We start from the raw sequence: 24,628 nt of genomic DNA on the forward strand, positions 1-24,628 counted from the left end.
AGTGGTTTATATCTCAAATATAAAAAAGATGCAGCGATTAAAACCGACCTTTTAATAAGTATTTGTTGGTGCAGGCAAACAAGGACGAAAAAAAGGTAAGATGCGGACGGTTGGTTTCAATTTTCTTTTCGAGACGCAAAATCGGCTTGCCCGTCGGGATACGCATCAGGTGGGCTATCTCATTGGGGGCGGTCATGGCCCATACCTTTTCTTCTCCGCCTTTTACAATTACGTTGTAACGTTTTCGTAAAGTATCAAACAATGACTTGTTTTCTAGGGTAATTCTGTAAAAATTAGGAAGTTCGCTGGCAGGAAGTGCGATTCGTTCGTAAAAAACTACTTCTTTGTTGACCGTGCGGAGACGTTCGATGTAGTAAAAAGAGGAGTCCGTTTGCTCAGGTTGAAATAAAAAATCGGGCGGAAAACGAGACATCATACCTCGGGTTAGAATTTCGGTCTGAATTTCAGGCGCATTTTTCAAATCGTGGTGGCTGTGCGGCTCAATCGACAACATACCCGAGCCCACAGGCAATGGCAGCACCACACTCCCTTTCCCTTGGTACTTTTTGATATATCCCTCTTCGGCCAGCATCGACAACGCCTGTCGAATCGTAGGCTGGGTAAGCTTATACGCTTGCTGAAGCTCTTTTTCAGAGGGCAATAAGCTACCAATTTCATATATACCATTGTGCAGCTGTTGGCGGAGCGTCTCGTATAAAAACTGGTATTGGGGGAGGCGGGGAGCGGCTTCTGTCATAAGTACGATGAATTGAGGCAGCAAAGGTAGCACCTCTTTTTAAATATTTTTCTTAACATTGCATCATGCAAGTCATCGTACCCCTCCATTACTATCTTATCGTGGCAGCCGCTTTGTTTAGTATCGGCGTAGCAGTCATTATTACCAAACGAAACGCCATTGCGGTTTTGATTGGTATAGAGCTTATTCTCAATGCAGTAAATTTGAATTTGGTCGCTTTTTCTCAATATGACCCCGTGCGTCTTTCTGGACAAATGCTCACGTTGTTTGTGATGGTGATTGCAGCGGCGGAGTCGGCGGTGGCATTGGCTATTTTGTTAAAGGTATATCGGTATTATCAAACCGCTGATTTGGACAAAATTAGTTCGATGAAAAAATAACGCCTAATACGCGATTTGGTGATTACAATCGTTTTAATCAATAAGAAGTTATCGACTGAAGTTTGTAGTCGTGGGGCTTTGTTAAAAATATCCTAAAAAGAAATGATGAAGCGTATGAGAAGCGTTGTATTCCTGTTGATTCTTCTAGGAAGTGGCTTGATGGCGCAAGCTCAGTTTGGCAATAAAAATAAAAAACGGCAAGCCACCGCCACTGATGCCAACAAAAGCGTGGATGAAGTGACAATATTGGGAATCAAAAGCAAATTTTTAGCAAAAGATTCTACCAACGTCACGGTATTTATGCGGGTGGATTTGACCAAACCCAACAACGTTCCTGTGCGTTGGCGAGAATTTACCGAAAAATTCACCCTCAATTACGTAGTGTATCCCGACTTCTCTTCAAGAGAACGGTTAGCGTATGGCAATATTCCGCTGAACGAACAAAATGTGGTGCAGTTGAGTCATACCCGTTTTATGATTCGATTTGAGGTAAAAAGACCTGCCAATCATGCTTCGGGTGTGCTATTGGGTGAAATTTCTGAAATTGGAACCACCAAAAAAGTGCTGAATGACTTGGCCATTAAGTTTCGCGATACGAAGCTTGGCGAGCGGTTTGCCCTGTTTGAACGAACAGGACGCGTGCCGTTGCTTCAAAACTACGTAAACCTAAACGACACGGTTCAGCTTCAAGACATCAATAAGTCGGTGAAAGAGCTGTATGTGATGCGTTATCGCCACGATTTTGAACCTGCCCAGTCGCCGATGAATACCAATCCACGGAATGCCGCCCGAACGTTGGGGGTGGATACGACTTTCAAAATTTCGACAAGCTCACCGCTCATATTTAAGGAAGAAGGGCTTTATTATATGACAGAGGACACGACAGATACGTACGGTGTGGGAATCGTGGTGACCAACAAGCGCTTTCCTAAAATGACGCGCCCTGCCGAGCTCGTTCGTCCTGTGATGTACATGAGTCAGGCCAACGAAATCAACGAAATGCTGGCACCGAAAGACCCTAAAAAATCCCTCGACCGTTATTGGTTGAATTTAATGAACGGGAACAGCGACTTGGCAAAACGTACGATTAGCGCCTTTTATAGCCGCGTCGAAGAAGCAAACCGACTTTTTACAACTTACAAAGAAGGTTGGAAAACGGACAAAGGCATGATTTACATTATTATGGGTTCACCCGACCGCGTGCAACGAAGCAAAGACCGTGAGGTGTGGGTGTATTCGCAGCGGGCTAATTTTTCCGAAATAAACTTCACGTTTAATCGCCGCCCCAATCAATTTGTAGAAGATCACTACGAGCTTCAACGTTACGTCGAATATCAACCTATTTGGTATCCAATGGTCGAAGCGTGGCGAACAGGCGCCGTGAGAGATTAGAAAAAAGTGTCGAGGGTCGAATGGGTTAAGTGCTAAAGCAAAAGTTTTAGAGTAATTCAAAGTAGCCTCGGTAGAGGCGCAACATTTGTAGTAACAACAGGTGATTTTTTAATTTTTGCTTCGGACGGGGCCGCCCGAGCGGAAGCATAACTTGTTGCTTTGTTTTGCTTCTCCGAAGCAAAAGGGTTTTATGGATGCCCCCTCTACTACTACAAAGGTTGCGCTTCTCCGAAGCAATATAAACTACTAACACACTAAAACTTTTGCTCTGTTACTTAATTCACTATTCGACACTCAAAAATCGGGTTGTGAGCAACCCTCTGCACAATTATTCGACACTCTGCACTCTACCCTCGACATTCCTACTTAATAGTAATATCAAATGGCAAGCGTGCTTGCGTTCCTTCCATTTGTTGGAGTTTCTTCAAGGTTTTGAGGTAAGGAGCGAAGTCGCCTAGTTTTTGCTGCAACATGGCTTCTTCGGCGTTATTAGAAAACTTCGTTATCATTTCCTCAAACACATTCTTTTCTTTTGGATAGCGAACGCGGTAGTCACCTTCTTTCAATTTGGCCGATTTTGCTGCAATTTCAATCGCTTTGTCTAACCCACCAAACTCGTCGATAAGACCGTTTCCTTTGGCCTCGCGACCCGACCATACGCGTCCCGATGCCAATGATTTAAGCTTTTCCAACGGCATTTTACGACCTTCGGCTGCTTTTTTGGTAAATACGGCGTAGATGTTTTCGGTGCTGCGCTGCATACGGCTGTTCTCAAAAGGTGTCATTTCACGCGTTACACTTGGCCAATCAGAGTGGGCGTTGGTATTCACGCGGTCGAAGGTAATCCCCAATTTGTTGCGGAAGGTATTTTGGAAGTTAAACAACACGCTAAATACCCCGATTGAGCCCGTGATGGTGTTTGGATGTGCCACGATTTTGTCGCAACCCATGGCCATGTAATAGCCACCCGATGCCGCTACGTCCGACATAGACGCAATCACAGGTTTTTCTTTGCGGGTCAACTGAACCTCACGCCACATCACATCCGACGCCAAGGCGCTACCTCCAGGGGAGTTGATACGAAGCACGACGGCTTTCACTTTTTTATCTTTGCGGGCCTTGCGAAGCTCATCAACGATTGTCTCCGAACCAATGTTGCCATCGTTGCTTTTACCCGACATGATAGCACCTTCACCGATAATGACCGCGATACGGTTGTCGCTGCTGCCTTCTTTGACGTGTTTTTCGGCTTTTGAATACTTGCTGAGTCCTACAAACTTGATTTTATCATCTTCGCCCAACTTGAGTTCTTTGCGAAGTGCGCTTTCCACCTCGTCGTAGTAGCCCACGTGCGTGATAAGTTTGTGCGTGAGGGCATCTTGTGGAGAGTCAATGCTGAGTGAGTCAGCCAAGTTTTTCAACTGAGTAGGCGTGATTTTTCGTGCTTGCGAAATTTTATCCACCGCGTGGTCGAAAATGTTATTAATCAACACCTGATTTTGAAGACGACTAGCGTCGCTCATGTTTTCGCGGAAGAAAGGCTCTACGGCACTTTTATATTCCCCAACCCGAAAAATTAAAGGCTTCACTTCCAGTTTGTCGAGCGTGCCTTTGTAGAAATCATATTCAGCGCTGAGGCCGTTCCACTCCATTCCACCTGCGGGATTGAGGTAAATTTTGTCGGCAACCGACGCCAAGTAATACGCTTTTTCGGTCATTACTTCGCCGTAAGCATACACAAACTTGTTCGATTTCTTGAAATCAAGAATCGCATCGCGGATTTCCTCAGCGGTAGCCCAGCCTACCATTGGGTATTGTACATCAAGATAGACGCCTTTAATGTTAGGGTCTTGCTTGGCATTGGCGAGTGCCGAGCGAATATCGAGTAAGCCAAGGACATTGCCTTGCCCGCCCGAAAATTCGGCGAAGGGGTTCTCAACGGCTACTTCTTGAACAGGGTTGTTGAGATTGAGCTTTAACACAGAATTAGTTTCTATCGGTGTGCTATCTTCAGAAGAACCTACGGCGGCTACGATTCCAACAAAAAGGAAAAAGCCGAGGATAGAAAACAGGAATAGACCGACGATGGTTGCGAAAACGTACTTAATAAACTGCCACATGAGTATAAAAGAGAAAAAATGTAATGGTCAAAAATAGGATTCTTAATTCACCTAACAAACAAAAATACGTTTTGGACTTGCGAAGGAGGAGGGTTTATGTTAAAAGGTGGATTGGTTGTACAAGTGGGAAAATGAGTGTATGGCTTTGAATGACATCGTGGTAGCACAAAAAATGTTAAAAGTCTTAAAGTTTCTTAACGAGCTTAGCACCTAAAAAATAATCTGGATAGTTTGCCAAAAACTTTACACAGATGCTATCGGTTGTGCTGCACTTTTACAAAAACTTTTGGATAATTCTGCACCTTGTGGCGTGGAGCGGCTGGTTGGCCGTGGGCGCACCCATTGGGGAGGAGTGGTGGGGAATGCTTGCGCCTCTTTTTTGGCTTAAACTGGCCTCTTACGGCGTAGTTTGGCTTTTGATGCAGACATTTTCTCGCGAAGGCTACCTCTTTTATCAAAACTTGGGCTATTCGCCAACGACGCTTTTTGTGGGTGCTTTTGGGCTTGACATGGTTTTATTTTTTACTTTATTAACCGCCATTCGATGGATGCTATTACTATTTTAGAGATAGACAGCGTGGAACTGTCGTTTGACGAACGTAAAATTTTACAAAGCGTTTATTTGAAAATTCCTCGGTATCAAATCACGTCTATTTTGGGGCGAAATGGTTGTGGGAAGTCTTCGTTGCTGCAAATTGTGTTTGGAACAATGAGGGCAACGAACAAGTCGGTTAGGGTCAATGGAAAGTACGTCGAATCACTTTACCGACAAGGCAACGTGGCGCGCTACCTGCCGCAGCATCCACTTACTCCGTCGTCGATGAAGGTAAAAGATGCCTTGGCTTGGTATGGCGTGGATCTCCATGAAGCGAAGTACGACAAACTTCCGACGCTTATTTCGCAGCGAATGGGGGAGTTGTCGGGGGGAGAAAGGCGCTTTATTGAAGCATTGATGGTGCTGCTTTCGCCCGTGCCGTTTGTGCTGCTCGATGAGCCATTTACCAATTTAGCCCCTATTTATGTAGAAGCACTCAAACAGCATATTGTTGAGCAAAAACAAAATAAAGGGGTTTTAATCACCGACCATTTGTACCGAGAGGTACTAGACATTGCCGACCAGAATTATCTGATTCAAAGTGGAAGTACGTATTTGCTCACGAACCCCCGTCAGGAGCTGGTCGATAGGGGGTATCTTCCAGGATAGATAACGACTATTTGCCCAAAAATTTGTTACTTTGCCCCGTTAATGATGGTTTACGGTTGGGAGATTTATGGTTTATGGTGGAAGTAATGTCCTGAACAGTAAACAACTAGCTATAAACTTTACAAACTCTAAACGGTAAGCTCTAAACCGAAAATAGCAAACTCAAAAAAATGGCAAACGGAATATTACAAGGGAAACGCGGCATCATCTCTGGTGCCCTCGACGAAAACTCAATTGCGTGGAAAGTAGCCTTGAAAGCTAAGGCAGAAGGCGCCTCTTTCACGTTGACCAACGCCCCAATCGCGATGCGTATGGGCGAAATTAAAAAATTGTCGGAGGCATGTGAGGCAGAAATTATCCCCGCCGATGCGACGTCACTCGAAGATATCGAAAACCTCTACGGCAAGTCAATGGACGTATTGGGTGGAAAAGTGGATTTTGTGCTTCACTCCATTGGGATGTCACCCAACATCCGTAAAGGACGTGCTTACGGTGATTTGAACTACGAGTGGTTCCTAAAAAGTGTGGACGTTTCGGCGTTGTCGTTTCATAAATTTTTACAAGTAGCCGAAAAAATGGACGCTATCAACGAGTGGGGAAGTGTCGTAGCCCTTACGTACATGGCGGCTCAGCGTACGTTTCCTTTCTATACCGACATGGCCGAAGCCAAAGCGATGTTGGAGTCGATTGCGCGTAGCTACGGTTACCGTTACGGAAAACTTAAAAAGGTGCGCGTAAACACCGTTTCGCAGTCACCTACCAAAACTACGGCTGGAAACGGTATCGGTGGTTTTGATAAATTCTATGATTTTGCCGAAAAAATGGCTCCGCTAGGAAATGCCTCGGCCGATTCATGCGCTGATTTTGTGACCATGATGTTCTCAGATTACACCCGCATGGTAACGATGCAAAACCTTTTCCACGACGGAGGTTTCTCAAACGTCGGTATCTCAGCCGAAGTGTTGGAAGGATAGTTTTTTACAACTTCCCGAAAGCTCTAAGCTTTCGGGAAGTTCCTTGTTAAGGGTACAACAAATACTTCTCCCGCATTTTTTTGTAGTTCGATAAGCCAGGCTCCCAGCTTTTACGAATCTCTTCTTCGCTCGTGCCTGCGATAATCTGCTTTTTAAGGTTCTCGGTTCCCGCCAATTTGTCGAAATTACCCATTTGTTTGCTCTGGCTCAAGTCAAAGAACTTGTCTTTGTACGGATAAGCCGCGTAGGTTTCAAACAACCACTTGAGGTTCAGTTTTTTAGATTTTACAAACGTATTGGCATCAAACTTACGAAGGTCGAGTCCATAACATTCTTGGTCTTGGTGAAGCGGAGTTTCGCTCATGCCTTGGATGCTTACGGGCTTGAACGTAAAGCTGTATTTTCCCTTCAACGCAGGTGCGCCCAAGACCGTAAAAGGCATGTAGGTGCCGCGCCCTTGGCTCAAAATTGTGCCTTCAAACAAACAGATGCTTGGGTAAAGCATGATAGATTGCTGGGTGTTGAGGTTGGGCGAAGGCGGCACGGGCAACACATACGGCATGGCGTGGGTGTAGTTAGCAACCTTGATGATTTTTAATTTACACTGCAACTTGTTGGGAAGCCAGCCTTCGCCGTTAATCATTTGGGCAAACTCGCCAATGGTCATCCCGTGGGTAATCGGAATTGGAAACATCCCAATGCCTGATTTGAGGTGAGGCTCCAAAATAGGGCCATCCACGCAAAAACCGTGTGGGTTGGGGCGGTCGAGGATGACGAGTTCTTTGCCATTTTCAGCACACGATTCCATCACGTGTGATAGAGTGTTGATGTAGGTATAAAAGCGAGCGCCCACGTCTTGCACGTCAAAAATCATCACGTCAACGTCAGCCAAATGTTCCTTGGTTGGCTTGCGGTTTTTGCCATAAAGCGAAATGACAGGAATGCCTGTTTTGGGGTCTGAACTGTCGCTCACCTTGGCACCGTTGCTGGCATTGCCGCGAAAACCGTGTTCGGGACCAAAGATTTTGGTGATGGTCACGCCGAGTTTGACAAGGCTGTCAACGCAGTGAGATTTGCCGATGATGGAGGTTTGGTTGACCAACATTCCCACCCGTTTGCCCTTTAAGTAAGGAAGGTAAGTGCTGGTTTGGTCGGCACCCGTCATAATGGTTTTGGCGGGCGGCGCGACAAAAGAGGCGGTTAGAAAAATGGCTAAAAATGAGGCGATAACCGCCTTGAAAAGGTGTTTCATGTTAGATTGTTTTTGAAGAATACGCGATTAAAAGTGGGTAAAGATAACGACTTTACTCATTTATGTTCGCTTTGGCCGCTTCCTTGGGTGGTCGCAGAGGCGGCGGCTGTTCCTGCTATTGTTGTAAAAGGCGTTGAAACCAATTTGCGAACTAAGTCGGGATGTGAATAGGAAATCAGGTGGCCAGCTTCGGGTAAAAAGATGTAATGGGCGGGCTTATCGGCCAGTTGTTGACGCGCAAAATCAAGGTTGCTAGGGTCCACAATCCAGTCTTTCCCACCTTGCACCACAATCGTAGGGACTTGTAGCTTGGACCATTGCGGTTGCAGTTTTTTCAATTCGTTGGCGTGGGCAAATTTCTCAAACGTGGCTACGTTGAGCCGACGAGGCAGCCATGCACGGACAATCCACCACTTGGCAGGTTTGGAAAACCACCAGAATTTTTCTTTGGTTGGGTCGATGGCAGGGGCAAGCATCACCAATTGACTAAATGCGTTGGGGTTCAAAATCGCCATTTGTGCTGCAATCGGTGCGCCAAACGAACGTCCCAGAAGAACCGCTTTTTGCTTTGAATGGTTGAGTGAAAGGGCCAACATCGCAGCTTTGGCTTGGGTTTCGATGGAGGTTACAAAGCGTTTTTTGCGCAAGCTCGAATGGTTGTAGCCCAAGCGGTCGATGGCAATGATGTGAAAACGACTTTGCAGCAAAGAATCATCGACCATGTTCATGTACCCGTACCAAGCCCCAGGTGCTCCGTGAATGAGCAACAGTGGAGGAAGGGTATCGGCACCCGTAGTCGCCGCAAAAAGCTTGAGACTGTCGTTTTGAATGGTGTAAAAAGTAGGTTTGACGGGGCGATTGGCGTAGTGTTCGCGAATGTCACGGTCGTTTTTTCGCCACGACCGAAAACAAGACGAAAGGCTGCCTTTCAGAAGCACCAAACCCAGCCAGAAAAGAAGTTTACGATTTAGCATAATTAAAAGTATTTGTGCCGTCGGTTGCTCACAATGTGTGTAGCGGTTGCTCACAACCGCATTTTGTTTAGTGTGTTAGTGGTTGCTCACAACCGCGTTTTGTTTAGTGTGTGTAGCGGTTGCTTACAACCGCGTTTTGTTTAGTATGTGTCAGCTTTTGCGTAATAGGGAGGTTGTGAGCAACCTCCTTCACAGGCTCAAAACAAACTCAATTGCTGATGCGATAGTTCAGGGTACGAAACGCGTGTCAATACCTCAGGTACGTTAGACTGACTTTTAGGGTCGCTTATCGACTTGCCAATCGTAAACGCTTCCATAGTGGCATCGTCAATTGGTTTTTTAAACAATTCAAGGTCAAAAGTATCCGATTGGGTAGTAAGCCAAATCGCTTCTAACTCTTTTGGTATAATAACGGGCATTCGTTGCTTTGTGTTGTGAATGCGCGCCATGAGCGGATTGGCATCGGTCGTAATAATGCTAAATGTATGCCAAACATCATTGGCTTGGGCAGGATTGTGCCACGTTTCCCATATTCCCGCCATGGCAAAAAGGGGCTGGTTGCGCAGGTGGATAAAGTACGGGTATTTTTGTTTGCCTACGGTTTGCCATTCAAAAAAGCCAGTAGAAGGAATGAGGCAGCGTTGGGCGTGTTGGAGGGCGTACTTAAACGAGGGCTTTTCGTCGAGGGTTTCGATTTTGGCATTCAAAGTACTGCTGCGTAATTCGAGCGCTTCTTGAGGGCTACGCGCCCACCGTGGAACCAACCCCCAATGAAAAAATTGCAAACTGTGCGGAGCTTGGGCGGTGATGATGGGCCAGATGGGATAGTCGAAGCCATTAGCGTGATAAATAGGCTCAAATTCAACGGTTTTGGTCTGTTTTTGTACCTCAAAATGCTTCTCCATTTCTTCAACGGTAGCGGTCAATGAATTGCGAAAACACATGGCTTGTTAAGGGTATAAGTGGTTTTTTCTGTGTAGTTTTGAGCAAAGATTTGTTTTCTTTGCCCACCCTCATTAAACAAACTATGACTCTATGAAATTCAAATTATTGGGAAAATCTGGCCTTCGCGTATCAGAATTGTGCCTCGGTACAATGACTTTTGGTACCGAATGGGGCTGGGGAGCCGACAAACACGAGAGCAAAAAGATTTTTGAAGCCTATGCCAACGCAGGTGGTAATTTCCTCGATACAGCCAACCGCTATACCGAAGGAACATCGGAGACATTCTTGGGAGATTTTATCTCGGCCGACCGTGACCATTTTGTCGTTTCGACCAAATATACCTTGTACGACCGCAACGGCGACCCCAACTACGCGGGCAACCACCGCAAAAACATGATTCGTTCGGTCAATGAAAGCCTTAAACGCCTCCATACCGATTATATCGACGTGTTTTGGGTACACATGTGGGAATTTACCACGCCCGTTGATGAAGTAATGCGCGGATTGGATGATTTGGTTCGGAGCGGAAAAGTGCATTATGTCGGGATTTCGGACACACCTGCGTGGGTCATTTCACGCTCCAATATGCTGGCGGAGTTGCGTGGCTGGAGTCAGTTTGTGGCGCTTCAGGTAGAGTATTCACTTTTACAACGTGGTGCCGAACGCGATTTGCTTCCGATGGCCCAAACCCTCGACATGGCCGTGACGCCCTGGGGAGTGATTGGAGGAGGAGCTTTGACGGGAAAATACTTGCGCGGGGAAACAGGGCGCGTACCCGAAAATAGCCTTCGTCGCAGTGAACGCAGCAGCGACATTGCGCAAGAGGTAGTGGATGTAGCGCACGAACTGGGCGTTACGCCTACGCAGGTAGCGATTAACTGGGTGCGCCAGCGGGTGTCAAATGTGATGCCAATTGTGGGGGCAAAACGCGTAGAACAGCTCCAAGATTCGCTCAAATGCCTTGATTTTGTCATTCCTGACGAAGTTATGACGCGTTTGAACGAGGTAAGCAAAATAGAATTAGGCTTTCCGCACGATTTTCTTTCGTCGGAAGGGATGAAACAATCCGCTTTTGCGGGTATGTATGACCAAATTATAAATCACCGTCTTTAGTCCGTTGAAACAACAATTACTTACGCTGCTAAAAACGCAGTTTGATACCCGCGTACAAGCGGCGCAGGAGGCGATGCAAAACGCCCAAGATTCGGCCAATGAAGAAACCAAAAGTTCGGCGGGCGATAAGTACGAAACGGGGCGGGCGATGGCGCAAATTGAGCGCGATCGCCACGCCCAACTCTTTGATCAACTGCGTCAAGAACGCGCCGTTCTCGACCGCATCGACCCCGATTTTGTGTTTCAACGCGTGGGGCTGGGGGCGTTGGTCACGACGTCCGTGGGGGTGTTTTTTGTCTCCGTCAGTGCAGGAATGGTAGTGGTAGAGGGTCAAAAAGTGATTGCTATGTCGCCTCAGTCGCCTTTGGGGGCGTCATTGATGGGGAAGCAAGCGGGCGATTCGTTTTTGTTTCAACAGAAAAAAGGGCTTATTGAAGCCCTTATTTGAGGGCCTCTTTGGGTAATCCAGAATTGATAAAATGCGTAGCTTATACTTGTGCTTTGTTTGGATCACGTGTGTGTGTATCGGTGCGACGAAGAGCGAAGCACAATCGACCATCTATTCATTCTCGCCCAATCTCCAGCAGGCGTATCGGGAGGTGTTTAAACTTAAAGTCAATGCCGCCAAAGCGCTTTTTGTCAAAGAAAAATCGCCTAATGCACTTGCCGTCTATGTAGAGAATTACACCGACATGGTGACGTTGCTGGTGAGTGATAACAAGGCCCTGTTTGAACAACTTTCTCCCAACGAAGACAAGCGCCTTTCGTGGCTCGACGACCAGCCGAGTTCGTCCCCTTATCAGCGTTTTGTGCAAGCCGAAATACGACTCCAATGGGCATTCATTAAACTCAAGTTTGGGAAAGAAATGAGCGCCTCTTGGGATATTATCAAAGCCTATCGGCTACTGGCCGAAAATGCGCGGCTATATCCCGATTTTGTACCTACCTATAAATCGTTAGGGTTGTTGCACGTCCTAATTGGCTCGGCACCGCAGAGTTATCAATGGGTAGCTAAGTTGTTGGGTTTGAGGGGAAATATCCCCCAAGGACTGCGCGAAGTGCAGCGGGTGATTCAGCAAGACAACGTGTTTTCGTTGGAAGCGCAGTTGATTCAAACGTTGCTGCACGCGTATATTTTGACCTACACCGAAAAACAAAATACAGAGCTGCTGCAACTGGTGCATAGCCAGCCCGATAATCTGTTGCTGCATTTTTTTGGAACAACGGTTTCGATGAAAGACGGGAGGGGAGAACAAGCGCTTGGTTTGCTCAAACAACGTCCCAAAGGAAGTGCTTACTTCGCGTTTCCATTTTTGGATTATTTAGAAGGTGAAATTTTGCTCCAAAAAGGCCAATACGCCGCTGCCCGAACCCAATTGAACGAGTTTTTGGGGGGATATAAAGGTCAAAACTTCCTGAAAGACACCTATTTGAAGCTGTTTTTGAGCCATTGGCTCGTTGGTGAAGATGCCGAGGCCAAGGTATTTTTAGGAAAAATCGGCAAAGTCGGGGCTACCTATGTGGAGTCGGATAAAGCAGCGTTGAAGTTTGCCGAAAGCTATGCAAAAGGATTGATTTCTAGCCAACAAAAAATCTTGATGAAAGCACGTCTGTCGTTTGATGGCGGTTATTTGGAGGATGCGGCGGCAACGCTACGAAACGTCAATGAAGCATCGTTTGAGAACGGGAGAGACCGTGCCGAATACCGTTATCGGTTGGGGCGTATTTTTCAACGTCAAGAACATACCGAGGCGGCTATTCCCAATTACGAACGGGCGATGGTGTTGAGTCAGGTGCAGGGTTTGTATTTTGGGGCAACGTCGGCTTTGCAGTTGGGATATATTTACCAAGCCAAAGGACAAAAGTCCAAAGCCATTCAGTACTTTCAGCAAGCGCTTAATTATCCCAAGCACGAATACAAAAACAGCGTGGACAATAAAGCCCGCGCTGCTTTGACCCTTTTGGGAGTGGAGTAGCTTCCTACCTTCCCGAAAGTTTTTACCTTCCCGAAAGTTTGGAACTAATCAACCTCCCGAAAGTTTTGAACTTTCGGGAGGTTTTACTACGCTAAATATTTCAAAAATTCACTCTTCGTGCTGTCTTCTTGGAATTTGCCGCCGTAAAACGCCGTCACTGTCGAGCTGGAATCGTCTTGTACACCGCGAGAAGCGACGCATAAGTGTTTGGCATCCATGACGATAGCCACGTCTTCGGTTTGAAGAATTTGTTGTAATTCTTTGGCAATCTGTACTGTAAGGCGCTCTTGTACTTGCGGGCGTTTGGCAAAATATTGCACAATACGGTTCAGTTTAGAAAGCCCAATCACTTTCCCGCTCGAAATGTAAGCTACGTGCGCTTTGCCAAAAATAGGAACAAAGTGGTGCTCGCAGTTGGAGTAAAAACTGATGTCTTTTTCCACTAACATTTCGTTGTATTTATACTTGTTTTCAAAGAGCGTTGCCTTGGGTTTGTTCGCAGGATTTAAGCCTGAGAATAGCTCTTTTACGTACATTTTTGCTACGCGATGCGGAGTTCCGTTGAGGCTGTCGTCGGTGAGGTCAAGCCCAAGGGTTTCCATGATGGCACGGAAATGCCCCTCAATTTTGGCCACTTTTTCTACGTCGCTCAATTCAAACGCGTCCTCGCGCAAAGGCGTATTGTAAGCACTAAATAGGTGATCATCTCCCCAGTCGTCGATGTTGAGTTCACCCAAATCTGCATGGTTAGGCAGGGTATTCCACAAAGTTTCGTTCTGTTTCATAAAGCCGTATTTTCAAATCGAGCGACTCTGCTAAGTGCTCACGTAAGAGGTTATAGATGACAATTGAAATGTTTTCTGCGCTGGGATTCATGTGTTTAAACTCCTCAGTATCCAGATTTAGATTTTTGTGGTCAAACTTGATCAAAACTGTTTGCTCGATTAAATCATTCAACCATTTCAAATCTACAACGTAGCCAGTTTCGGGGTTTACTTCGCCCGTCACTTGCACAATCAGCTCGTAATTATGTCCGTGGTAATTGGGGTAATTGCATTTCCCAAAAACACGCGCATTCTGTTCGTCCGACCAGGTCGGATTGTTCAGACGGTGTGCGGCATTAAAGTGTGCCTTGCGAAACACCGCCACTCGTGGGTTGCTCATATAGTGATAAAAATCTGTTCAATTGTTGGTTTTACGTACGTGCCGAGGAGTCGTCAGAAAGTTTGTCTGCAACACCCTCTCGACCGTTGGGCGTGGTACCAATTAGCCCGAAGGTAAGTATCGTTTGTCAACAGTTTATTTAACATTTGCAGGTTTGAAATAGTTTTGAAGTTTTAGTAATAACGGCTAAAAATTATATATATTTTTTGGTAACTTTTTGGAAATGAGTTTGTTGAAAATGATGGATGTTGTTGAAGATGCGATGCGTAGGTTGAAAAAAGTGAGCAAAGCCAGTTATTTTCAGGTGTTCAACCCGAATAAATGTTAGTTTTGTGTTTTCAATACATACAGAAAAGATATGTATTAAGAAAACCGAAGGGTCGAAAAACACGTTAATAGTAGTATGAGTGAAATTGCCAAAGAATCCACCGAAGAGAAATCGCTGAACTTCATCGAACAAATCATTGAAGAAGACATCCGTACGGGTAAACACGAAGGCCGCGTTCTGACGCGCTTTCCACCCGAACCTAATGGCTATTTGCACATTGGGCACGCTAAATCCATCTGTTTAAACTTTGGAGTGGCTCAGAAATACGGAGGAGGTACCAACTTACGCTTTGACGATACAAATCCCGTCACGGAAGATACCGAATACGTTGAGTCAATCAAAAATGACGTTCAATGGCTTGGTTTTCAGTGGGTAAATGAATTTTATGCCTCTGATTACTTTGATAATTTGTATGCTTTTGCCATTGATTTAATCAAAAAAGGATTGGCATACGTGGATGAATCTACCTCAGAGCAAATCGCTTCTTTGAAAGGAACACCTACCGAACCAGGAACTAATAGCCCGTACCGTGATCGTAGTGTGGAAGAAAATTTGGATTTGTTTGAGCGAATGAAAAACGGCGAGTTTCCTGAAGGGTCTCGTACACTTCGTGCCAAAATCGACATGGCGGCGCCGAATATGATCATGCGCGACCCCATCATTTATCGGATTAAATTTGCCCATCACCACCGCACAGGCGACAAATGGTGCATCTATCCGATGTACGATTTTGCCCACGGTCAGTCGGATTCTATCGAACAAATTACGCATTCAATCTGTACGTTGGAATTTATCCCTCACCGCGATTTGTACGATTGGTGCATCGATAAACTGGAGATTTTTCCCTCAAAACAATACGAGTTTGCGCGCCTCAACTTGACTTACACCGTCATGAGTAAGCGCAAATTGTTACAACTTGTCAACGAAGGGCACGTGACGGGCTGGGACGACCCACGGATGCCAACCATTTCGGGGCTTCGCCGTCGTGGCTATACGCCTGAGTCAATCCGTGAGTTTTGCGACCGCATTGGTATCGCTCGCCGCGACAACCTTATTGACGTGAGTTTGTTGGAGTTTTGCGTTCGCGAACACCTCAACAAAATCGCGCAGCGCCGCATGGTAGTGCTCGACCCGCTCAAAGTGGTCATTACCAACTTCCCCGAAGATACGGTTGAACTTTGCTTGAGCGAAAACAACCCCGAAGACCCCAACGGCGGAATGCGCGAAGTGCCATTTAGCCGTGAGGTTTATATTGAGCGGGAAGACTTTATGGAAAATCCGCCGAAAAAATTCTTCCGTTTGGCCGTAGGACAAATGGTGCGTTTGAAGAGTGCGTACATCATTCGTTGCGACGAAGCAATCAAAGACGAAGCGGGCAATATCATCGAGTTACGTTGTTCATACCTCGAAAACAGCAAGAGTGGGAATGATACCTCAGGCATCAACGTCAAAGGAACGCTCCATTGGGTGTCGGTTTCGGAGGCGTTGCCGATTGAAATTCGCCAGTACGACCGTCTCTTCAAGGTTGAAGATTTAGCGTCGGCGGAAGGAGATTTCAAAGACCACATCAATCCAAATTCGTTGGAGGTGCTTACGGGCTACGCCGAGCCATCGCTCAAAGAAGCGACGGTTGACACCAAAATCCAGTTTGTTCGCAAAGGCTATTTCTGTTTAGATACCGACGCTACACCCGATAAACTCATCTTCAACCGCACAGTTGGACTGAAAGATACGTGGGGAAAAGTAGCAGGGAAATAATTTTCTGAAGTTTTGATAGAAAAACGGCATTGTAGCTTTAGAAGTTGCAGTGCCGTTTTTTGTGGTTAAATTGCAAAGGAATGTTTTGGAAAAGGCACCAACTGAGCTATGAAGAAAATCTTGTTAGTGGAAGACGAAGTCAATGTAGTCAGCTTTATAAAAAAAGGCTTGACCGAGGAGGATTTTGAAGTATCGGTGGCTTTAGACGGTAATTCGGGGGTTCAGATGGCCTTGAGCAGCGACTATGATTTGATTATTCTTGACATTATGCTTCCCGACAAAAACGGTATTGAGGTTTGCAAAGAGCTGCGCAACAACCAGATTCAGGTACCGATATTGTTTTTGACGGCTCTCAATACCGCCGATAATATTGCTTTGGGGCTTAATTCGGGGGCAGATGATTATTTGGCCAAACCCTTCAAGTTCATCGAGTTGGTTGCTCGTATCAAAGCACTTTTACGTCGAGCTAGTCAAGGAGGAGGCGAGGCCAAGGCAAAAGAAAATGTGTATGTGGTGGCCAATTTGAAAGTGGACGATGACTCCAAGACCGTAGAACGAAATGGGGAACTTATTTCCCTCACTGCTACCGAATATCGGCTGCTGGTCACCTTGCTAAAAAACAAAGGAAAAGTGCTTTCGAGGGTGGACTTGCTGGAGAGCGCGTGGGACATCAATTTTAACCTAGCCACGAATGTCGTGGATGTTTACATCAATTATTTGAGAAAAAAACTTGATTCGGCCTATGAACCCAAGCTCATTCATACCGTGATTGGCATGGGCTATGTGTTAAGAGAAGCATGAAAACCCAACTGAAAATAGCGCTTTTCCTGATTTTTACCAACAGCCTGATGCTGCTTCTGTTTGGGGGAAGTATCTATTACTTTTTGTATAATTATTCCTACACTGATTTTTACAAACGACTAGAAACGCGGGCGACGATTGCGGCGAAGTACAATTTTGATGCTGATAAAATCAATGCCGAGCCGTTTAAAATTATCCGTAAAGAACACCTTGAAAAGCTGTCGGCCGAAAAAGAGTACCTGTATAGGGTCGAAAATAATAATGATTTAGCTGAAATGGCGCAAAAATCAGAACTCCCAATGGCGTTTTTGAAGGAGATTTTGAACAAAGGGAAAGCCACGCGTCAGATGGACGAAACCTTTTTTACGGGAATTCGGCACGAGAGCAAGAATCAAACGCACATTGTGGTGGTATCCGCCAAAAACTACTACGCTTCCAATCACTTGTTGTTTATGCGCAATGTGATTTTACTTGGTGTGCTTCTTATTGCACTGATAACCACCTATTTGTCTTTTTTCTTCTCAAGGCGAATTTTCGATCCAATTAAGCACATCACCGATCGGGTGAAACAAATAAGCAAGGATAATATTCATTTGCGCATTGAAGAGAAAAAAAATGATGCCGAAATTAGCCAATTGATTTCTACGTTCAATGACCTACTGAATCGGCTTGAGACTTCGTTTGAAACCCAAAACAATTTTGTTAGCAATGCCTCGCACGAATTTGGTACGCCACTCACGTCTATCATGGGAGAAGCCGAAGTGATGCTCATGAAACAGCGTTCACCCGAGGAATACCAGCAGTCGCTGATGAGTATTTTGGGGCAAGCCGAGCGCCTGAACCAAATCACGCAAACGCTGTTGTATTTGGCCCAAACGGGTTATACCAACAAGCGGGTTAATTTTGAAATTTTACGAACCGACGACCTGATTTGGCAAGTCAAGGAGATGATTGATAAGCTCAATCCTAAGAATAATATCCAAGTTGACTTTAGCCTGTTGCCTGAGAATCCCAAAAAATTGAAAGTGATGGGCAACCGCCAGCTGCTTTCTCTGGCTTTTACCAATATATTAACAAACGCTTGTAAGTACTCCAACAATAAGCCCGTTGTGGTCACGATTGCCTCCAGCGATGACCAAGTTTTTTTGGCATTTACGGACCACGGGATTGGGATTCCCGAGTCAGAACTTCCGTTTATTTATGACCCGTTTTTTAGGGCTTCCAACACCCGAAACTTTGAAGGCTATGGGATCGGATTGCCTTTGACCCGTAATATTATTAAAATTCATAACGGCCAATTGCAGCTTTCTTCGGTCGTAAATGAAGGGACGACGGTTCAAATTAGGATTCCTTTGGCAAAAATTCCGTAAAAAAATCATTTCTTATCGAATTCTAATCTGCTTCTTAAATCATTCTTAGTCGGGGGTAGCACCTTTGCATTGGTTTTAAAAACGACTAAGCGCATGGAAAGAACAATATTAGTGCCGATAGATTTTAAAGTTGAGTCGCTAAATGCCCTCAGATTGGCATTGAATACCATCAATGCGGGAAAAGTAAACGTGGTGTTGATGTATGCCAAAATTCCTACAGATTCTATCTCGGATTTTTTGTTTTATTCGCCAGACGAAATGGTGGATAGCCTGATGACGACCGAATTTGAAGAAGCAATTGCCATTCTTAAAAATAGATACGAGTCTCTTTTGGGAAGTATTAGTGTCGAACTTTTTCATGGATACAGTGCCAATGCCTTGAGCAATTTCCTAGAGGCACGCAACATTGATAAAATCTATTTTTCCAAAAACTATAAATTAAAACCTGGCAAAAAAGGTTTTGACCCTACTCCATTATTGAAAAAATCAAGGGTGTCTTACCAAGAGGTAGGCGGGGAAAGCGTTGTGGCTGAACGAAAAACCTTGAGCACCCTTTTTAACTATTTCGGACTTGAAATAGCTAATCATTGATTCAGACTTACATATAGATTGACCCACGCGTGATTCGATCGGCATTTTTACACTTTGGTAGAAATGCCGATTTTTCTTTCAAATTGCCATTTTTCGCATTCTTGGGCGCCAAGGTTACGTTTGAAACGCGCCAAACTGGTTTTGGGTTGGCCAGCGGCGTCAACTGAGATGCCCAAATCTAAAATAGTTACACCTTCTTGCTGGGAAAATTCGTACAAACCTTTGGTTAATAACACCGAAGGGCTGTACTGTCGATAGGCCAGGTTGTCGGCGGGGCAGAAGTGATAGAGTACATTTTTTCCAACGCGGACGGTTAGCCCTAATGAGGCAATTTCTTCGCCATTTTTGACACAAAATACCCGAAAAATTTCAGGAAAAACGGTCAACCAAAGCCGCAATTGCTCTTCACGAAAAGAAAGCGAATAGCCGAGTCGTTGGCGGTTATGGGCAATAAATTGATACACTTGTTCGGCACTGGGAGATACCCATTCTTCAAACCGAAAATCTGCTTGCAGGCACTTGCGTAATCGCCGCCGTTCGGAGGCGTGAAGGGCTGTCTCAAACGGCTGCGAGGTTACCGAAATGTAGTGATTGATAGAGGACTGGCTTAGCTGAAAACCGTGCCGTACCAACCCGCGTTTGATAAATGAACTACGGGCAGGATGATAACAGCTGGGATAATGACGAATCGACAACGACTTGATGCCTTGCGATACGGCAAACGATTCAATGGAGTTTAACCAAACACTAAAATCGGCATGACTGACAACTTCGGCTACTTCAAACGACCCAAACGATGCCCGTAGTGGGCTGACTCCTTGCTGATTTTGAACAAAAAGATGAAAAAAACCGTAGAGTTCTTGCTGCGTTTCGGCATCGGTGAGCACAAAAGTATAAACTTGCTCGGCTTGCTGGTGAACCACGTGCAAGGGCGTATTGAAGAGCCAAGGCGACCAACGACCCCGAAAACGGGTAAGTGCAGCGGGGTCATTGTCGAACACCAACGAAGAAAAAGCCCGCTGAATAGCGGCCTGAACCTTATTTTTTGGAAGAAGGTGTGTCATTCGTTCGTGTGTTGTCGGGCAAAGATACAAAAACCGCTAACTTTGTAGCATGATTTCGATTACCAACCTCTCGTATTATCTCGGCGACCGTGCTTTGTACGAAAACGCCTCGCTTCATATCAAGCCCAAAGATAAAATTGGCCTTATTGGTCTGAACGGAACAGGGAAGTCCACCCTGCTGCATTTGATTGTGGGTAACTACCAGCCCGATGCAGGAAATATCTCAAAAGCAGGTGGTTGTACCATTGGGTTTTTGAACCAAGATTTGCTCTCTTACCAAAGTGATGAGCCTATTTTGACGGTAGCTTTGCAAGCGTTTGAGCGTCAATTGGTGCTTCAACGCCAAATTGATGAAGTACTTCATCAGATGGAAACCAACTACGAAGATAAGCTGGTGGACCGACTTGCGCGTTTGCAAGAAGAGTTTGAGGCATTGGACGGCTATACCATTCAGTCGAAAGCCGAAGAAATTTTGGAAGGACTTGGTTTTTCGACAAGTGACCTACAAAAACCGCTACGGCAGTTTTCGGGAGGTTGGCGAATGCGCGTGATGTTGGCCAAGTTGCTGTTACAAAAACCTTCTTTGCTCATGCTCGATGAGCCTACCAACCACTTGGACTTGCCTTCGATTCAGTGGGTGGAAAAGTACGTTCAGAGCTACGAAAATGCGGTGATTGTGGTCTCGCACGACCGTGAGTTTTTGGACAATGTCTGCGATACAATGGTGGAAGTAAGCAACCAAAAGTTAAACTATTACGGCGGGAACTATTCGTTTTATCTCGAAGAAAAAGCCCTTCGTAACGAGATTCAAAAAGGGGCTTACGAAAACCAACAGGCTAAAATCCGCCAAACGGAGCGCTTTATTGAGCGTTTTAAGGCCAAAGCAACCAAAGCAAAGCAAGCACAAAGCCGCGCTAAAATGCTGGATCGAATGGATCGGGTAGAGGCTGTAGTGGATGAAAATGCCAAAGTGCATTTCCGTTTTCAATTTACGACCCAGCCAGGCCGCCATGTGCTTCAGCTGGAGGATGTATCGAAGGCGTACGGTGAAAAGGAAATTCTGAAACATACCAATATTACGATGGAGCGCGGCGACAAAATTGCGCTTATCGGAGCCAATGGTAAGGGAAAATCCACGTTATTGAGGGTCATTGCAGGCACCGAGCCTGTCGAAGGCGAGCGACGATTGGGGCATAATGTGCTCTTTACCTTTTATGCCCAGCACCAGTTGGAGTCGCTTAACATAGAACATACGATTTTAGAAGAATTAAAATACGCGAACCCAACCAAAACTGAAACCGAATGTCGGACGATTTTGGGGTGCTTCTTGTTTACGGGCGACGATGTTTTTAAGAAAATTAAGGTGTTATCGGGAGGAGAAAAGTCGCGGGTTGCGTTGGCAAAAGTGTTGGTGTCTCAAGCCAATTTCTTGTTGCTCGATGAGCCTACCAACCACTTGGACATGCAGTCGGTGAATATCCTCATTCAGGCGCTTCGTCAGTACGAGGGGTCGTTTGTGGTGGTTTCTCACGACCGTTTCTTTGTAGAAGCCATTGCGGAGAAAATTTGGTACATCGAAGAAAAAGAAGTGAAAGAATACCCTGGTACGTACCAAGAGTACGAGTGGTGGCAAGAAGAACGCCAAGAGGAAGCGGTAGCAGCCCCTGCGGAGACGGTGGTAGCGCCGACACGCTCGGCGCCTGCTCCAGCGAAGAATACGTCTTCGGGTTCGTCGCACCAGCAAAAGACGCTTCAGAAAAAAATCACTCAACTCGAACAAGAAATCGACGAGTTGGAAAAACGCAAAAAAGAAGCGGAAGCGCAATTGGCTGACACTGCCATTTACAGTGATGCGACGAAATTGGCCGAAGCGAATAAAAAATACACCGAAGTCCAGCAAAAAATTGCGGCTACCACCGACGCCTGGGAAAATGCCATGATGGAAATGGAGGAATTGGGGTAGTTAAAACAAAGCCCCTCCAAGTTTCCAAAACTTGGAGGGGCTCATCTCAGCATATACTCGTCGTTTCGTCGGGTTTTGAGAAACCCTCATCACTTCGTGAGCAACCCTTTTCACTTTTTCGGGTTTTGAGAAACCCTCACCACAACCCTCAGCACGGCACGATTAATTCTTCATTCGAGATAGTTTCTCATAATCGAGTACCGTAATCAGACTTCCCTTCATTTCGAGGAGATGTTCGTCCTTAAAATCGGAGAGCGTACGGATGACCGTTTCGGTGGCGGTACCCACGATACTCGCTAAATCTTCGCGGGTGATGGCAATGGCAAAAGGCTTTGTTTTATCTTCTTGGTAGCGATTGGCCAGCATTATCAGCGCTTCGGCTACGCGTTTTCGTACGGAGTTGTAGGCAAGTTTCAGCAATCGTTCTTCTCGTTCGCGCACTTCATTGGAAAGCATTTTGATGAACTTCGTGGCTACGTCGCGGTTGTTGTAGAGAAGGCTATTAAACTCATCTTTGGGAATGATAACCACCTCGCTGTCTTGCAGCGACACGGCCGATTCTTGGTAGGGGGTGTTTTCCAATAAATCTAAATATCCAAAAAAATCGCCAGGCTTGTGAAGCTCTACAATGTATTCTTTCCCAAACTCATTGGTCTTTGAGTTTTTGATTTTTCCGCTTTTTAAGAAATAAACGGCATTGGGATAACTTCCTTCCGAATACACCGTTTCGCGCTTTTTATAGAGCTTCGTTTTTTTGTTTTCTGACAGTTTTTTGAGCGATTCAAACGATTTTACTTCGTTCAAAAATTGCGTTAGCCCTTCCTCCGTTCGTGAATACTCTGTTTTGAGCAAATCGTTTTTGCGTAAGCGCGTTTCGACCGCACTCAACAACTCTACGTCGTCGTAAGGTTTGGTCAAATAATCGTCTGCCCCAAGGGTCATTCCTTTGCGGTAATCGGCTTTTTCAGCTTTGGCCGTTAAGAAAATAAAAGGAATACTCGCCGTTTCAGCTTCTTTACTGAGCAAATGCAACACCCCGTAGCCGTCGAGTTCGGGCATCATGATGTCACAAATAATCAGGTCGGGCTGCTGTTCTTGAGCGATTTTGATGCCTTTCTTACCGTTTTCAGCCGTCAGTACATTGTAGTGTGCTAACTCCAAAATTTCGGTCGTGTTTTCCCGCATATCGGGATTGTCTTCTATCAGTAGAATGGTCTTCATGTGGCTAACAATTCGGAAGGTCGAGAGAGACCGTCGTGCCTTGATTCAGTTGACTCGTAAGTTGAATTTCGCCTTGCATCAACTGAATGTATTTTTTTACAATGTTTAACCCAAGGCCAGTTCCTTGTATCGTCCCAGAGTTGTGCGCGCGGAAAAAGCGGTCAAACACATACGCTTGGTCTTGTTCGGGAATCCCAATGCCTTGGTCTTGTACTTCAAAGCGAACGGTTTTTTCTTTTTTAGATGAACGTAAGAAAATCTGCTTGCCCGCGTCCGAATATTTGGAGGCGTTTGAAAGCAAATTGATGAGTACATTTTTGAGTAAATGACGGTCGATACACACCTCAGAATCACCTTCGTGGGTGTATATAATCTGCTGGTTTTCTTTACAAACCGATTTGAGTTCGTCCACCAATTCTTTGCAAAAATCAGTAACAGGAAACACAATCGGCACGTTGCGGATTTGTCCTTCTTCGAGTTTGCCGAGCGACAAAAAGTCGTTCAGAATTTCGGTGAGATTCGTAACGGTCGATTTGATTCGTTGAACGTGTTTTTGACGTTTTTCGTCTTCTTCGGCGTGCGTATAACGTCCAATCAACGACGCAGATGACAGGATGGTCGCCAACGGCGTACGGAATTCGTGCGAGGCAATCGTCACAAATTTCGTCTTCATGTCATTCAATTGACGCTCTTTCTCCAGCGCCCGCATCACTTCCTGTTTCGACTGCTCAATCTCCTCTAGCGCATGAGCCAGCTCACGGGTGCGTTGCTGCACGCGCTCTTCCAAGTCGGCGTTGAGGCTTTGGATTTGGCGGTGTGCTTCGAGCAGTGCCTCCTCTTGTTTTTTGCGCAGCGAAATGTCGATAATAAAGCTTACAATGTATTCGCCATCGCTGGTGGCAAACGGACTTAAACTGATTTCGACAGGAAACTCCGAATTATCTTTACGCTTGGCATTGAGATCTAAGTTTCTCCCCATGTTCCTTGCCTTGGGATGCTGAGAGTAATTCATGCGGTGATCTACGTGATTGCGGGCATATCGTTGAGGAATAAGGATTTCTATTTTCTTACCAATCAACTCGTCTTCGTCGTAGCCAAATAACTCTTCGGCTTTGGGGTTGACCAACTGTATAGCTCCCCACGAATCCACGACAATAATTCCCTCCGTTGCACTTTTAAAGAGTGCATCTAACATTTCGACGTGTCTTCTCATCGCTTGGGTTTGCTGAATGAATATTTCTAACATACCAAATACGGAGGTTACGGTGATTTTTCCAAAAG

23 protein-coding genes are annotated in these 24,628 nt (G+C 45.6%); 13 read left to right on the top strand and 10 right to left on the bottom strand.

What is annotated here, in order from left to right; all coding sequences use genetic code 11:
- Positions 1 to 37 precede the first annotated feature (37 nt).
- Positions 38 to 757: a GntR family transcriptional regulator gene (locus AC23N5_RS08590; protein WP_487755235.1), complete on the bottom strand. Its 720-nt coding sequence runs from the start codon at positions 755 to 757 to the stop codon at positions 38 to 40.
- A 65-nt stretch (positions 758 to 822) separates the two neighbouring features.
- Here AC23N5_RS08590 and nuoK point away from each other — a divergent pair, with 65 nt between their 5' ends.
- Both nuoK and AC23N5_RS08600 read left to right on the top strand, forming a co-directional pair.
- The gene (gene nuoK, locus AC23N5_RS08595) at positions 823 to 1,137 is read left to right on the top strand and encodes an NADH-quinone oxidoreductase subunit NuoK (RefSeq protein WP_028525359.1); all 315 of its coding nucleotides are present in this window, start codon (positions 823 to 825) and stop codon (positions 1,135 to 1,137) included.
- 114 nt (positions 1,138 to 1,251) lie between these two features.
- Complete coding sequence (locus AC23N5_RS08600; RefSeq protein ID WP_229601315.1) at positions 1,252 to 2,529, top strand: GWxTD domain-containing protein; 1,278 nt, start codon at positions 1,252 to 1,254, stop codon at positions 2,527 to 2,529.
- A 362-nt stretch (positions 2,530 to 2,891) separates the two neighbouring features.
- On the opposite strand, the gene sppA is transcribed toward AC23N5_RS08600, so the two are convergent.
- Complete coding sequence (sppA, locus tag AC23N5_RS08605; RefSeq protein ID WP_487755236.1) at positions 2,892 to 4,649, bottom strand: signal peptide peptidase SppA; 1,758 nt, start codon at positions 4,647 to 4,649, stop codon at positions 2,892 to 2,894.
- A gap of 251 nt (positions 4,650 to 4,900) precedes the next feature.
- Here sppA and AC23N5_RS08610 point away from each other — a divergent pair, with 251 nt between their 5' ends.
- The 3 genes from AC23N5_RS08610 (at position 4,901) to AC23N5_RS08620 (ending at position 6,827) form a co-directional block, all read left to right on the top strand.
- The gene (locus AC23N5_RS08610; RefSeq protein WP_183973416.1) at positions 4,901 to 5,215 is read left to right on the top strand and encodes a hypothetical protein; all 315 of its coding nucleotides are present in this window, start codon (positions 4,901 to 4,903) and stop codon (positions 5,213 to 5,215) included.
- Entirely contained in the window at positions 5,194 to 5,853 is a 660-nt protein-coding gene (locus AC23N5_RS08615) for an ATP-binding cassette domain-containing protein (protein WP_487755237.1), read from the top strand. Before AC23N5_RS08610 ends, AC23N5_RS08615 begins: the two co-directional genes overlap by 22 nt.
- A 170-nt stretch (positions 5,854 to 6,023) precedes the next feature.
- The gene (locus tag AC23N5_RS08620; protein ID WP_183973428.1) at positions 6,024 to 6,827 is read left to right on the top strand and encodes an enoyl-ACP reductase FabI; all 804 of its coding nucleotides are present in this window, start codon (positions 6,024 to 6,026) and stop codon (positions 6,825 to 6,827) included.
- A gap of 46 nt (positions 6,828 to 6,873) precedes the next feature.
- Here the strand turns inward: AC23N5_RS08620 and AC23N5_RS08625 are convergent, their stop codons facing one another.
- The 3 genes from AC23N5_RS08625 to AC23N5_RS08635 form a co-directional block, all read right to left on the bottom strand.
- A complete protein-coding gene (locus AC23N5_RS08625; protein WP_487755238.1) occupies positions 6,874 to 8,079 on the bottom strand; it encodes an exo-beta-N-acetylmuramidase NamZ family protein in 1,206 nt (401 codons plus the stop codon).
- Positions 8,080 to 8,135: 56 nt separating this feature from the next.
- Positions 8,136 to 9,053 carry an alpha/beta fold hydrolase gene (locus tag AC23N5_RS08630; RefSeq protein WP_487755239.1) on the bottom strand — a complete coding sequence of 306 codons (918 nt, stop codon included), beginning with the start codon at positions 9,051 to 9,053 and terminating at the stop codon, positions 8,136 to 8,138.
- A gap of 197 nt (positions 9,054 to 9,250) precedes the next feature.
- On the bottom strand, positions 9,251 to 9,997 hold the full coding sequence (locus AC23N5_RS08635) for an SOS response-associated peptidase (protein WP_487755240.1): 747 nt from the start codon (positions 9,995 to 9,997) through the stop codon (positions 9,251 to 9,253).
- 91 nt (positions 9,998 to 10,088) lie between these two features.
- Between AC23N5_RS08635 and AC23N5_RS08640 the strand changes: the two genes are divergently transcribed.
- From AC23N5_RS08640 to AC23N5_RS08650, 3 genes are read left to right on the top strand one after another with little or no spacing between them, the layout of a single operon-like run.
- Entirely contained in the window at positions 10,089 to 11,111 is a 1,023-nt protein-coding gene (locus AC23N5_RS08640) for an aldo/keto reductase (RefSeq protein WP_487755241.1), read from the top strand.
- A gap of 4 nt (positions 11,112 to 11,115) precedes the next feature.
- Entirely contained in the window at positions 11,116 to 11,559 is a 444-nt protein-coding gene (locus AC23N5_RS08645; protein WP_487755242.1) for a GreA/GreB family elongation factor, read from the top strand.
- A gap of 31 nt (positions 11,560 to 11,590) precedes the next feature.
- Positions 11,591 to 13,087, top strand: coding sequence for a tetratricopeptide repeat protein (locus AC23N5_RS08650; protein ID WP_487755243.1), 1,497 nt, complete (start codon positions 11,591 to 11,593; stop codon positions 13,085 to 13,087).
- 86 nt (positions 13,088 to 13,173) lie between these two features.
- Here the strand turns inward: AC23N5_RS08650 and folE are convergent, their stop codons facing one another.
- The gene (gene folE, locus AC23N5_RS08655) at positions 13,174 to 13,872 is read right to left on the bottom strand and encodes a GTP cyclohydrolase I FolE (protein ID WP_487755244.1); all 699 of its coding nucleotides are present in this window, start codon (positions 13,870 to 13,872) and stop codon (positions 13,174 to 13,176) included.
- Positions 13,835 to 14,251 carry a 6-pyruvoyl trahydropterin synthase family protein gene (locus AC23N5_RS08660; protein ID WP_487755245.1) on the bottom strand — a complete coding sequence of 139 codons (417 nt, stop codon included), beginning with the start codon at positions 14,249 to 14,251 and terminating at the stop codon, positions 13,835 to 13,837. Before AC23N5_RS08660 ends, folE begins: the two co-directional genes overlap by 38 nt.
- Positions 14,252 to 14,654: 403 nt before the next feature.
- Here AC23N5_RS08660 and AC23N5_RS08665 point away from each other — a divergent pair, with 403 nt between their 5' ends.
- The 4 genes from AC23N5_RS08665 to AC23N5_RS08680 all read left to right on the top strand — a co-directional run bounded on the left by AC23N5_RS08665 (position 14,655) and on the right by AC23N5_RS08680 (position 19,099).
- Positions 14,655 to 16,337: a glutamine--tRNA ligase/YqeY domain fusion protein gene (locus AC23N5_RS08665; RefSeq protein ID WP_487755246.1), complete on the top strand. Its 1,683-nt coding sequence runs from the start codon at positions 14,655 to 14,657 to the stop codon at positions 16,335 to 16,337.
- A gap of 108 nt (positions 16,338 to 16,445) precedes the next feature.
- The gene (locus AC23N5_RS08670) at positions 16,446 to 17,138 is read left to right on the top strand and encodes a response regulator transcription factor (RefSeq protein WP_183973452.1); all 693 of its coding nucleotides are present in this window, start codon (positions 16,446 to 16,448) and stop codon (positions 17,136 to 17,138) included.
- Positions 17,135 to 18,508 carry a sensor histidine kinase gene (locus AC23N5_RS08675; RefSeq protein ID WP_183973454.1) on the top strand — a complete coding sequence of 458 codons (1,374 nt, stop codon included), beginning with the start codon at positions 17,135 to 17,137 and terminating at the stop codon, positions 18,506 to 18,508. The genes AC23N5_RS08670 and AC23N5_RS08675 overlap by 4 nt, the downstream gene beginning before the upstream one ends.
- A 93-nt stretch (positions 18,509 to 18,601) precedes the next feature.
- Complete coding sequence (locus AC23N5_RS08680; RefSeq protein ID WP_487755247.1) at positions 18,602 to 19,099, top strand: universal stress protein; 498 nt, start codon at positions 18,602 to 18,604, stop codon at positions 19,097 to 19,099.
- Between the two features lie 47 nt (positions 19,100 to 19,146).
- On the opposite strand, the gene AC23N5_RS08685 is transcribed toward AC23N5_RS08680, so the two are convergent.
- Positions 19,147 to 20,163, bottom strand: a complete 1,017-nt coding sequence (locus AC23N5_RS08685; RefSeq protein ID WP_487755248.1) for a GNAT family N-acetyltransferase — start codon at positions 20,161 to 20,163, stop codon at positions 19,147 to 19,149.
- Positions 20,164 to 20,212: 49 nt separating this feature from the next.
- Here AC23N5_RS08685 and AC23N5_RS08690 point away from each other — a divergent pair, with 49 nt between their 5' ends.
- Positions 20,213 to 22,126, top strand: coding sequence for an ABC-F family ATP-binding cassette domain-containing protein (locus tag AC23N5_RS08690; RefSeq protein ID WP_487755249.1), 1,914 nt, complete (start codon positions 20,213 to 20,215; stop codon positions 22,124 to 22,126).
- A 162-nt stretch (positions 22,127 to 22,288) separates the two neighbouring features.
- Here AC23N5_RS08690 and AC23N5_RS08695 read toward each other — a convergent pair whose 3' ends face one another.
- Together AC23N5_RS08695 and AC23N5_RS08700 are read right to left on the bottom strand one after the other, a co-directional pair.
- Positions 22,289 to 23,347 carry a response regulator gene (locus AC23N5_RS08695; protein WP_028525340.1) on the bottom strand — a complete coding sequence of 353 codons (1,059 nt, stop codon included), beginning with the start codon at positions 23,345 to 23,347 and terminating at the stop codon, positions 22,289 to 22,291.
- A gap of 4 nt (positions 23,348 to 23,351) precedes the next feature.
- Positions 23,352 to 24,593: a PAS domain-containing sensor histidine kinase gene (locus AC23N5_RS08700; RefSeq protein ID WP_183973464.1), complete on the bottom strand. Its 1,242-nt coding sequence runs from the start codon at positions 24,591 to 24,593 to the stop codon at positions 23,352 to 23,354.
- Positions 24,594 to 24,628: the final 35 nt, after the last annotated feature.

The sequence above is a fragment of the Runella sp. R5_40 genome (assembly GCF_057652295.1).

Coding starts and splice junctions, on each gene's coding strand:
- AC23N5_RS08700 (WP_183973464.1), bottom strand. CDS start 24,593: ATGTTAGAAATATTCATTCAGCAAACCCAAGCGATGAGAAGACACGTC.
- AC23N5_RS08665 (WP_487755246.1), top strand. CDS start 14,655: ATGAGTGAAATTGCCAAAGAATCCACCGAAGAGAAATCGCTGAACTTC.
- AC23N5_RS08670 (WP_183973452.1), top strand. CDS start 16,446: ATGAAGAAAATCTTGTTAGTGGAAGACGAAGTCAATGTAGTCAGCTTT.
- folE (WP_487755244.1), bottom strand. CDS start 13,872: ATGAAACAGAACGAAACTTTGTGGAATACCCTGCCTAACCATGCAGAT.
- AC23N5_RS08650 (WP_487755243.1), top strand. CDS start 11,591: ATGCGTAGCTTATACTTGTGCTTTGTTTGGATCACGTGTGTGTGTATC.
- AC23N5_RS08690 (WP_487755249.1), top strand. CDS start 20,213: ATGATTTCGATTACCAACCTCTCGTATTATCTCGGCGACCGTGCTTTG.
- AC23N5_RS08660 (WP_487755245.1), bottom strand. CDS start 14,251: ATGAGCAACCCACGAGTGGCGGTGTTTCGCAAGGCACACTTTAATGCC.
- AC23N5_RS08620 (WP_183973428.1), top strand. CDS start 6,024: ATGGCAAACGGAATATTACAAGGGAAACGCGGCATCATCTCTGGTGCC.
- AC23N5_RS08610 (WP_183973416.1), top strand. CDS start 4,901: ATGCTATCGGTTGTGCTGCACTTTTACAAAAACTTTTGGATAATTCTG.
- AC23N5_RS08600 (WP_229601315.1), top strand. CDS start 1,252: ATGAGAAGCGTTGTATTCCTGTTGATTCTTCTAGGAAGTGGCTTGATG.
- AC23N5_RS08685 (WP_487755248.1), bottom strand. CDS start 20,163: ATGACACACCTTCTTCCAAAAAATAAGGTTCAGGCCGCTATTCAGCGG.
- AC23N5_RS08590 (WP_487755235.1), bottom strand. CDS start 757: ATGACAGAAGCCGCTCCCCGCCTCCCCCAATACCAGTTTTTATACGAG.
- AC23N5_RS08640 (WP_487755241.1), top strand. CDS start 10,089: ATGAAATTCAAATTATTGGGAAAATCTGGCCTTCGCGTATCAGAATTG.
- AC23N5_RS08625 (WP_487755238.1), bottom strand. CDS start 8,079: ATGAAACACCTTTTCAAGGCGGTTATCGCCTCATTTTTAGCCATTTTT.
- AC23N5_RS08635 (WP_487755240.1), bottom strand. CDS start 9,997: ATGTGTTTTCGCAATTCATTGACCGCTACCGTTGAAGAAATGGAGAAG.
- AC23N5_RS08615 (WP_487755237.1), top strand. CDS start 5,194: ATGGATGCTATTACTATTTTAGAGATAGACAGCGTGGAACTGTCGTTT.
- sppA (WP_487755236.1), bottom strand. CDS start 4,649: ATGTGGCAGTTTATTAAGTACGTTTTCGCAACCATCGTCGGTCTATTC.
- nuoK (WP_028525359.1), top strand. CDS start 823: ATGCAAGTCATCGTACCCCTCCATTACTATCTTATCGTGGCAGCCGCT.
- AC23N5_RS08695 (WP_028525340.1), bottom strand. CDS start 23,347: ATGAAGACCATTCTACTGATAGAAGACAATCCCGATATGCGGGAAAAC.
- AC23N5_RS08675 (WP_183973454.1), top strand. CDS start 17,135: ATGAAAACCCAACTGAAAATAGCGCTTTTCCTGATTTTTACCAACAGC.
- AC23N5_RS08680 (WP_487755247.1), top strand. CDS start 18,602: ATGGAAAGAACAATATTAGTGCCGATAGATTTTAAAGTTGAGTCGCTA.
- AC23N5_RS08630 (WP_487755239.1), bottom strand. CDS start 9,053: ATGCTAAATCGTAAACTTCTTTTCTGGCTGGGTTTGGTGCTTCTGAAA.